The 9,155-nt window shown below is 69.3% G+C and carries 7 protein-coding genes, 6 tRNA genes and 1 pseudogene; 12 read left to right on the forward strand and 2 right to left on the reverse strand.

Translation table 11 applies throughout. The annotated features are described in order from the left end of the window. The 4 genes and pseudogenes from Q1V88_RS19455 to Q1V88_RS19470 form a co-directional block, all read left to right on the forward strand. Positions 1–323 (forward strand): annotated as a pseudogene (locus Q1V88_RS19455) (LLM class F420-dependent oxidoreductase); the annotation flags it as partial. Between the two features lie 7 nt (positions 324–330). After that, a complete protein-coding gene (locus tag Q1V88_RS19460; RefSeq protein WP_300683655.1) occupies positions 331–1,476 on the forward strand; it encodes a hypothetical protein in 1,146 nt (381 codons plus the stop codon). Then, positions 1,473–2,270, forward strand: a complete 798-nt coding sequence (locus tag Q1V88_RS19465) for an SDR family oxidoreductase (RefSeq protein WP_300683657.1) — start codon at positions 1,473–1,475, stop codon at positions 2,268–2,270. The genes Q1V88_RS19460 and Q1V88_RS19465 overlap by 4 nt, the downstream gene beginning before the upstream one ends. Next, on the forward strand, positions 2,260–3,432 hold the full coding sequence (locus Q1V88_RS19470; RefSeq protein WP_300683659.1) for a sulfotransferase: 1,173 nt from the start codon (positions 2,260–2,262) through the stop codon (positions 3,430–3,432). The genes Q1V88_RS19465 and Q1V88_RS19470 overlap by 11 nt, the downstream gene beginning before the upstream one ends. On the opposite strand, the gene Q1V88_RS19475 is transcribed toward Q1V88_RS19470, so the two are convergent. Then, positions 3,417–5,072 carry an FAD-dependent oxidoreductase gene (locus Q1V88_RS19475; RefSeq protein ID WP_300683661.1) on the reverse strand — a complete coding sequence of 552 codons (1,656 nt, stop codon included), beginning with the start codon at positions 5,070–5,072 and terminating at the stop codon, positions 3,417–3,419. The genes Q1V88_RS19470 and Q1V88_RS19475 overlap by 16 nt on opposite strands. Before the next feature lie 56 nt (positions 5,073–5,128). Between Q1V88_RS19475 and Q1V88_RS19480 the strand changes: the two genes are divergently transcribed. Beyond that, positions 5,129–5,962, forward strand: a complete 834-nt coding sequence (locus Q1V88_RS19480; RefSeq protein WP_300683664.1) for an acyl-CoA thioesterase domain-containing protein — start codon at positions 5,129–5,131, stop codon at positions 5,960–5,962. A gap of 142 nt (positions 5,963–6,104) precedes the next feature. Here Q1V88_RS19480 and Q1V88_RS19485 read toward each other — a convergent pair. Further along, positions 6,105–6,176 (reverse strand) — tRNA-Val (locus tag Q1V88_RS19485). A gap of 118 nt (positions 6,177–6,294) precedes the next feature. On the opposite strand from Q1V88_RS19485, the gene Q1V88_RS19490 reads away from it, so the two are divergent. From Q1V88_RS19490 to thrS, 7 genes are all read left to right on the forward strand, one after another. Beyond that, positions 6,295–6,741 (forward strand): SsgA family sporulation/cell division regulator, encoded by a 447-nt coding sequence (locus Q1V88_RS19490; protein WP_300683667.1) that lies wholly within the window; start codon positions 6,295–6,297, stop codon positions 6,739–6,741. A 113-nt stretch (positions 6,742–6,854) separates the two neighbouring features. After that, positions 6,855–6,927 (forward strand) — tRNA-Gly (locus Q1V88_RS19495). Between the two features lie 21 nt (positions 6,928–6,948). Then, a tRNA-Cys gene (locus Q1V88_RS19500) sits at positions 6,949–7,019 on the forward strand. A 28-nt stretch (positions 7,020–7,047) separates the two neighbouring features. Beyond that, positions 7,048–7,119, forward strand: a tRNA-Val gene (locus tag Q1V88_RS19505). A gap of 62 nt (positions 7,120–7,181) precedes the next feature. Then, positions 7,182–7,257: transfer RNA gene (locus Q1V88_RS19510), tRNA-Gly, on the forward strand. Between the two features lie 19 nt (positions 7,258–7,276). Continuing rightward, a tRNA-Val gene (locus tag Q1V88_RS19515) sits at positions 7,277–7,348 on the forward strand. Positions 7,349–7,454: 106 nt separating this feature from the next. Beyond that, positions 7,455–9,155: threonine--tRNA ligase (gene thrS / locus Q1V88_RS19520; RefSeq protein WP_300683669.1), on the forward strand; the 1,701-nt coding region annotated here is incomplete at its 3' end.

Raw genomic sequence — 9,155 nt, forward strand, 5'->3', positions numbered from 1 at the left:
ACGCCGCGCTGCGCCGCGCGGTCCGCAAGGGCGACGGCTGGATGCACGCCGGCGGCGACGCCGACGAGTTGGACGTGATGCTCGGCAAGCTCCAGGCGATCCGCGAGGCCGAGGGCGACACCCGGGAGAACTTCGAGGTCCACGTGATCTCGATGGACGCCTACTCGGTCGACGGCGTCAAGCGCCTAGAGGACAAGGGCGTCACCGACTGCATCGTCGGCTTCCGGGTGCCCTACGTGGTCGGACCCGACACCGAGCCGCTGGAGACCAAGATCAAGCATCTCAACGGGTACGCCGAGCACGTGATCTCCCAGGTCCGGTGAGGTCACGATGATCACCCAGCCGTTCCTCGACGCGATCGCCGAGGCGGAGAAGCTGATCGAGTCGGCGCCGAACATCGCCACCGAGCAGGACCTGCTGGAGGGCTACGACTACCTCGCCGGACGGATCCGGGCGGCCCTGCAGCTCAGCTTCGACTACGACCTCGACCGGCCGGTCCTGATCAACTCCACCCACCAGTTCTCCCGCCAGGGCCTGGACAACCCCGACGCGATCTACTTCCACGCCTGGATCACCGACGGGGCGACGTACCGCGTCCGCGGGCGCCGGGGGAGCAGCGCCGACCTCTCCTTCCAGGTGATGGGCGGCGGCTACGAGGCCTCCGGTGCGCCCCCGTCGCTGGCGGCGTTCGACGACCGGGAGATCGAGGTCGCCCCCGACGGCACCTTCGACCTGACGCTCGGGCCCTACGACGCCGGGGCGAAGACCCTGATCATCAGGGAGGTCTTCTCCGACTGGGACACCGAGGAGCGCGGCACGCTCTGGATCGAACGGGTCGACCGGATCGGTCGGGCCGCCGAGCCGCTGCGACGCAGCCGCCTGGAGCGCAAGTACGAGGTCGCCGCCCGGATCCTGACCGGCTCGATCCAGACCTGGTTCGCCTTCCCGCACTTCTTCCAGTACCAGGAGCCGGTCAACACCCTGACCGTGCCGGCCTCGACGCCGGGCGGGCTGGCCAGCCAGTTCAGCTCGATCGGCCACTACCGCCTCGCTGACGACGAGGCACTGCTGATCGAGGTGCCGCGCTGCGCCGACGCCGCCTACCAGGCGATCCAGATCGGGTCGGACTGGTACGCCTCGACCGACTACGAGACGCACCAGACCAGCCTCACCGCCGATCAGGCCGTCACCGACCCCGACGGCGTGCTGCGCTTCGTCGTCTCCGAGCGGCCGCCGCTGTCGGGGGCGCCGATCGCGAACTGGCTGGAGGCGACCGGGCACCAGAGCGGCCCCATCATGCTGCGCTGGCAGCGCCTCACCCGGGAGCTGACCGCCGCCGACGGCCCTCGGGTCAGCGTCGTGCCCGTCGCCGACCTCGCGGGGCGTCTGCCTGCCGCCGTACCTCTCACCGCCGCGCAGTACGCCGAGCGGATCACCGCCCGCCAACGGGCCGTCGCACGAAGGATGCTCAGTTGATTCAGTTGCTGCAGGACAAGGTCATCGTGCTCTCCGGCGTCGGGCCGGGGCTGGGGCGCTCGCTGGGGGAGCAGGCGGCACTGATGGGGGCCGACCTGGTCCTGGTCAGCCGCACCCCCAAGCGCCTGGAGGCGATGGCCGAGGTGGTCCGCTCCCACGGCCGACGCGCCCTGATGGTGCCCACCGACATCGGTGACGAGGACGCCCGTCGGCGACTGGTCGAGGCGACCCTGGCCGAGTTCGGCCGGGTGGACTGCCTGATCAACAACGCCTTCGGCATCCCACCGATGGACCCGCTCACCACCCTGAGCCTGGACAGCCTGCGCGCCGCCCAGGAGACCAACGTCTTCGCGCCCCTGCGGCTCTCGGCCCTCTTCGCTGACGCACTGGCGGCCGACGGCGCGAAGCCGGGCGGGTCGATCCTGATGATCAACTCCGCGGTGCTCTACCAGAGCCAGCCCGAGTTCGCCGGCTACAAGCTCTCCAAGGGTGCCCTGGCGCACCTGGCCAGCAGCCTGGCGACCGAGCTCGGCCCGCGCGGCATCCGGGTGAACTCGATCGCGCCGTCCTACATCTACGAGGACGTCAACAAGGCCTACTTCGAGTGGCTCGCCTCGGAGTCGGGCCGCACCGCCGCGGAGGTCTATGCCGAGAAGGCTGCCCCGACCGACCTCAAGCGGCTCGCGACCGCCGACGAGGTCGCGCAGGCGGCACTGCTGCTGGCCAGCGACCTGGCCGGTGCTGTCACCGGCCAGGTGCTCAACGTCGACTGCGGCGAGTTCCATGACCACTGACCAGGCCGGCGCGGGCCCCCGTCAGCGCGCCGAGATCGGCTCCTTCACCGAGATCGTCGAGGCGGCGATGCGCACCACCGGGCTGCGCGACCTCGGCATCGTTCCCGGCTCCGGCTTCGAGGAGGGCTTCGGTCTGCTGGTCGAGGATCTCGCCTCACCCGAGGCCGGTCTGACCCCGGTGGGCAACTACTTCCACCGCGCCCAGGTCAAGAGTGCACTGGTCGGACGGCTGATCACGCAGGCGCGGTTCGCGGAGTTCCCCGAGCACGCCGACGTGGCGATCGAGCGGCCGATCTTCGTTACCGGCCTGCCGCGCACCGGCACCACCGCCCTGCATCGGCTGCTGTGCGCCGATGCCGACCACCAGGGACTCGAGGCCTGGCTGACGGAGTTCCCGCAGCCGCGTCCGCCCCGGGCGACGTGGGAGTCCGACCCGATCTTCAACGCGCTCCAGGCGGCGTACCGCTCCCACCACATCGACAACCCCGAGTTCATGGGGATCCACTACATGGACGCGACCAGCGTCGAGGAGTGCTGGCGGGTGCTGCGCCAGAGCGGGAAGTCGATCGGGTTCGAGTCGCTGGCCCACATCCCGCGCTACTCGGCGTGGCTCGCGGGTCAGGACTGGACCGACGCCTACGCCCGGCACCGGCAGAACCTCCAGCTGGTCGGCCTGCACGACGCCGAGAAACGCTGGGTGCTGAAGAACCCGTCGCACCTGGTCGCCCTCGACGCGCTGATGGCGGTCTACCCCGACGCGCTGGTGGTGGTGTGCCACCGCGCCCCGGTGACCAGCATCGCCTCGGCGTGCTCGCTGTCGGCCGAGGCGACCGCAGGCACCTCGACCACCTTCGTCGGCGAGACCATCGGGCGCACCCAGCTGGAGATGCTGAGCCGTTCCCAGCGCCGCTTCGACGCACTGCGCCCGCGCTACCGTGCCGAGCAGTTCCACGACGTCGACTACCGCGCCTTCGTCGCCGACCCGATCGGGACCGTGGCCGGGATCTACGAGGCGTTCGGGCTGACCTGGAGTGACGCCGCTCAGGCCGAGGTACGCCGTCTCGATGCCGACTCACGCACCGGCAAGGCGCGCCCGTCGCACCGCTACACGCTCGCCGACTACGGCCTCACCGAGGAGCAGGTGGCTCAGGCCTTCGCCTGACCCAGGGCGATCGAGCGCTGCTCGGCGGGGTCGGTGATCTTCACCCGGGGGCGGCCCTGGGCCGCGCCGGCAGCGATCTCGGCGGCGTCGATCGCCTTCCAGCCGCGCTGGTCGACGGCATCGATCCCGCGGCTGCTCAGCAGGTCGGCGAACTCCCCAGCATGGGCGGGTGAGGCCAGCCGCCCGGCGACGAAGTCGTCGAGCACCGCCCGGGCGGTCTCGGCCGCACACGAACGGTTGGTGCCGATCACGCCGCTGGGGCCGCGCTTGGCCCAGCCGCAGACATAGGTGGCGGTGACGATGTTGCCGTCGCTCGGGTCGAGCACCCGACCGCCCTCGTGAGCGAAGCGACCGGTCGCCTCGTCGAACGGAACCCCGTCGACGGCACTGGAGCGGTAGCCGGTCGCCCGGATCACCAGGCCGGCGTCGATCACCTCGGGAGCGCCGCCGGCGGTGGGCACGACCCGCAGCCCGGTCACGGCGGTCTCGCCGACGATGCCGTCGGGGGTGAGGCCGAAGCGGAGCACGAGCCGCTTGGCCGCGGTCGGCTCGGTGCGGGCCGCCTCCAGCAGCAGGGTCGCCTTCTCCCGCAGGGCGAAGGTCGCCGGGCTCCGGTCGGCGGGGTCGAGGAGCTCCTCCAGGGCGGCGACCTCGTCGGCGCTGACCACGACGTCGAAGTCGGGGTGGTCGATCAGGGCCCGCAGCTCGGGGCTGGTGAAGGCGGCCTCGGCCGCACCGCGCCGGGCCAGCACCACCACCTCGGTGATCGTGCTGGCCGCCAGGGCCTCCAAGGCGGGGGCCGTGACGTCGGAGTCGGTCAGGTGCGGGCGGTCCGAGAGCAGCATCCGGGCGACGTCGAGGGCGACGTTGCCGTTGCCGATCACGACGGCGCGCTCGGTGTCGAGCCGCGGGTCCAGGTCGCGGCGGTCGGGGTGACCGGCGTACCAGCCGACCAGCTCGGCGGCGGTCACCGAGCCGGGCAGGGTCTCCCCGGACAGGCCCAGCGAGCGGCCGTGGGAGGCACCGGTGGCGTAGACGACCGCATGGAAGTGGTCGCGCAGGTCGGCGTGGCTGACCCCGTCGGCACCGATCGGCACGCCGAACGCGGTCCGGGTGCGGCGGTGCTGGGCGATCTTGTCGAAGGAGGCCAGCACACCCTTGGTGTCGAGGTGGTCGGGCGCGACCCCGAAGCGGACCAGGCCGCCGGGGGTGAGCAGCCGGTCGATCACCGTCACCTCGACGTCGGCACGCCGGGTGCTGGACAGCTCGTCGGCGACGTACCAGCCGGCCGGGCCGGAGCCGACGACCGCGACCCGCAGCGGCTCGGTCTGGTCGGTCGCCTTCGGGCCGGCGCCGCTGGGGAACCCGGGCATCGGCGGGTCGCCGGTGAAGTCGTAGTAGTCGGCGTTGACCGCGAGGTAGGACGCCAGATGCGCCGGCACCTCGAGGCCGGCGTAGATCGCCGAAGCCGGGCACGCGTCGACGCAGGTGCCGCAGTCGATGCAGTCGTCGGGGTTGATGTAGAGCATCTCGGTGGAGCCGAACCCCGGCTCGTCCGGTGTCGGGTGGATACAGTCCACCGGGCAGACCTCGACACAGGAGGCGTCGTTGCAGCAGGAGCGCGTGATGACGTACGTCATGGCGAGAGCCTAGCCCAAAACTGAAACACGTTCTAACAATTGGTTAAGGTGGCAGCATGAATCGCATCGCCTACTTCACGCGCACGGGCGAGACGGTCACCCCGCTCCCGATCGCGGCGAGCCTGTGGAGCGCCGACCAGATGCACGGCGTCGCGGTGAGCGGTCTGCTCGCCCTGGAGCTGGAGCGGACACTGGCTGGACTGGGGCGCTCGGAGATGGTCCCCGCCCGCTATCACGTCGATCTGTTCCGGGCCGCCCGGATGGTGCCGACGTCGGTGCGTGCCACGGTGCTGCGCGAGGGTCCGCGACTGGTCCTGATCGACGCCGAGGTGAGTCAGGACGGCGTCGTGGTGGCCCGGGCGAGCGCCACCTTCCTGGCCACCGGCGACCAGCCGACCGGGGTGGTCTGGAGCGCCGCTGAGCGCGCGGTGGCCCCGACCGAGGACGAGGTCCCGCCGCCGAACGGTCCGCGGCCGCCGTACTGGCAGAGTCTCAAGCCCTGGTCCCAGGAGTTCGTCGAGCACCAGAACGCCGGGCGGCACGCCACCTGGCAGGTGCCGGTGCCGACGGTGGCGGGGGAGGAGATGACCTCCTTCGTCGCGGTGGCAGCGATCTCGGACACCGCCAGCATGATCACGAACTGGGGCGAGGCCGGGATGGAGTGGATCAACACCGACATCTCGCTGGCGATGAGCCGTCGCCCGATCGGCCTGGAGATCGGGATCCGGGCGCTGGACCAGCTCTCCTCGGCTGGGGTGGCGGTCGGCGTGGCCGAGCTCTTCGACCGTTCCGGCACGTTCGGGACGGCCACCGTGACGGCGCTGGCCAACACGCGACGGACCGTGAACTTCGAGGAGCACGAGCATCTCAACGGCGGTGGCGGCGCCTGATCGGACCCGCCCGGCGCGTCCCGGGGGCCGCACGTACCCACTCTGGGGGTGGTGCGCCTCCCCGGTCCGGCGCACGCTGGAGGCATGGAAATGCGAACAGCCCCCGACCTGTTTTCCCAGGTCAGGGGCTGTTTGCATGCGGTGGGTGATACTGGGTTCGAACCAGTGACCTCTTCGGTGTGAACGAAGCGCGCTACCACTGCGCCAATCACCCGCGGTTGCGTTGAGAACAGTAGCGCACTGGAAATCCAGAAGAAAATTCGGGACCTACGTCACGGATCCAAAGTTCGTTCGTCTCGTTAACAGGGAAACGCCTGAACTAGGGGGACAACATGACGCAGCAGCCGGCTGACCACGGAACCGCACTCGCACCGATCACGCACGACATCGAACTGTGGTGCGTCGACCCGTGGGGGCGCTCGGTCCGCGTGCCGACCACCTTCGGCTACCGCGCTTCGGACCCGTACGCCGTCTCGCTCACCTTCCACTCGGGCTCGGGTGACGTGGAGTGGGTCGTCTCGCGCACCTTGATGCTGCAGGGTCTGGCGGCGCCGGCAGGGGAGGGGGACGTCAAGGTCCACCCGGAGGTCGACGTCGACAACAAGCCGGTCGCGGTCTTCGACTTCTGCTCGCCCGATGGCCGCCTGGTCGCCCAGGCCGACTCGCACGAGGTCCAGCTCTTCCTGGCGCGCTCGTTCGCTCTGGTGCCGGTCGGGACCGAGACCCGGCACCTCAACCTGGATGCGCTGATCACCGACCTGCTGGGCTCGTTCGAGTAGCCGCGACGGGCGGGACGCGCCTAGGGGGACCCTGATTTGGTGCCCCTGGGGTGAACCGCTAATGTTTTCCACGCAACGCCGACCGGGCCGAAAGGCAAGGGAAGCGAAGCAATGCGGACGTAGCTCAGTTGGTAGAGCACGACCTTGCCAAGGTCGGGGTCGCGAGTTCGAGTCTCGTCGTCCGCTCTGAGGTGCCTATGCCTCTGCGGTGGGTTGGCCGAGAGGCGAGGCAACGGACTGCAAATCCGTGTACACGGGTTCAAATCCCGTACCCACCTCGAGTAGGACCTATAACTGAATAAGCACGGACGATTGGCGCAGCGGTAGCGCGCTTCCTTGACACGGAAGAGGTCACTGGTTCAAACCCAGTATCGTCCACTGGAACAGGGTGGAACGGCACAGCAACACAAGCCCTGGTTCACGCAGTGCGTGCACTGCATGCGGACGTAGCTCAGTTGGTAGAGCACGACCTTGCCAAGGTCGGGGTCGCGAGTTCGAGTCTCGTCGTCCGCTCCAGTTTCACCCAGTTTCACCAGGACGATTGGCGCAGCGGTAGCGCGCTTCCTTGACACGGAAGAGGTCACTGGTTCAAACCCAGTATCGTCCACCTCAGCAAGGCCCGACCGGTTCCGGTCGGGCCTTTCGCGTTCCCTGCAGCAGGGCGATCGAGGACCACTTCTGAAATCACTCGACGTTCTCGATAGCATCGGCGGGTGAGCAAGGCATGGGAGCTATACGCCGACGACCCGAACGTCATCGCTGCGCGTGTGAACGGGCAGCTGAAGGATCTCGCCTACGAGATCCAGGAAGGCGACGAGGTCGAGCCGGTCACGATCGACTCCACCGATGGTCGTGACATCCTGCGTCACTCCACGGCGCACGTGATGGCCCAGGCCGTCCAGCAGCTCTTCCCGGAGGCCAAGCTGGGCATCGGCCCGCCGGTCACTGACGGGTTCTACTACGACTTCGACGTCGAGACCCCGTTCGTCCCGGAGGATCTGGTCAAGATCGAGTCGGCGATGAAGAAAATCATCAAGGCTAACCAGAAGTTCGACCGGCGCGTCACCACCGATGACGACGCCCGCGTCGAGCTGGCCGACGAGCCGTACAAGCTCGAGCTGATCGGCCTCAAGGGCAACGCCGCCGGTGCCGGCGACGGTGCCGAGGCGGAGGTCGGAGCCGGCGAGCTCACCATCTACGACAACCTCGGACGCAACGGCGAGACGGTCTGGAAGGACCTCTGCCGTGGCCCGCACCTGCCGACCACCAAGCGGATCCCGGCCTTCAAGCTGATGCGGTCCGCGGCGGCGTACTGGCGAGGCGACGAGAAGAACAAGCAGCTCCAGCGCATCTACGGCACCGCCTGGGAGTCCAAGGAGGCGCTGGATGAGCACCTCCACCGGCTCGAGGAGGCCGAGCGTCGCGACCACCGCAAGCTCGGTCGTGAGCTCGACCTGTTCTCCTTCCCCGACGAGCTCGGCTCCGGCCTGCCGGTCTTCCACCCCAAGGGCGGTGTGATCAAGCGGGAGATGGAGGACTACGTCCGCCGTCGCCACATCGAGGAGGGCTTCTCGTACGTCGGCACCCCGCACATCTCCAAGGACGGCCTGTTCCACACCTCGGGCCACCTGCCGCACTACGCCGACACGATGTTCCCGCCGATGGAGTTCGAGGGATCGAACTACCAGCTCAAGGCGATGAACTGCCCGATGCACAACCTGATCTTCGCCTCGCGGGGTCGGTCCTACCGTGAGCTGCCGCTGCGGCTCTTCGAGTTCGGCTCGGTCTACCGCTACGAGAAGTCCGGTGTCATCCACGGCCTCACCCGGGTGCGCGGCTTCGCACAGGACGACTCGCACTCCTACTGCACCGCCGAGCAGGCCCCGGCCGAGGTCAAGCACCTGCTCAACTTCATGCTGACGGTGCTGCGCGACTTCGGGCTGGACGACTTCTACCTGGAGCTGTCGACCCGCGACGACGCGAAGAAGGACAAGTTCATCGGCTCCGAGGAGGACTGGGCCACGGCCACCGCCGTCCTCGAGCAGGTCGCAGGGGAGACCGGCCTCGAGCTGGTCCCGGACCCGGGCGGCGCGGCGTTCTACGGCCCGAAGATCTCGGTCCAGGCCCGGGACGCGATCGGCCGCACCTGGCAGCTGTCCACCATCCAGGTCGACTTCCAGCTGCCCAAGCGGTTCGGCCTGGAGTACCAGGCCGCGGACGGCACCAGGCAGCAGCCGGTGATGATCCACCGCGCGCTGTTCGGCTCGATCGAGCGGTTCTTCGGCATCCTGACCGAGCACTACGCGGGCGCGTTCCCGCCCTGGCTGGCCCCGGTCCAGGTCACCGGCATCCCGATCGCCGACGCGCACGTGCCGTACCTGTCTGAGGTGGCCGGGCGGCTGCGCGAGCACGGC

The organism is Nocardioides sp., from assembly GCF_030150155.1.
Classification (GTDB): domain Bacteria; phylum Actinomycetota; class Actinomycetes; order Propionibacteriales; family Nocardioidaceae; genus Nocardioides.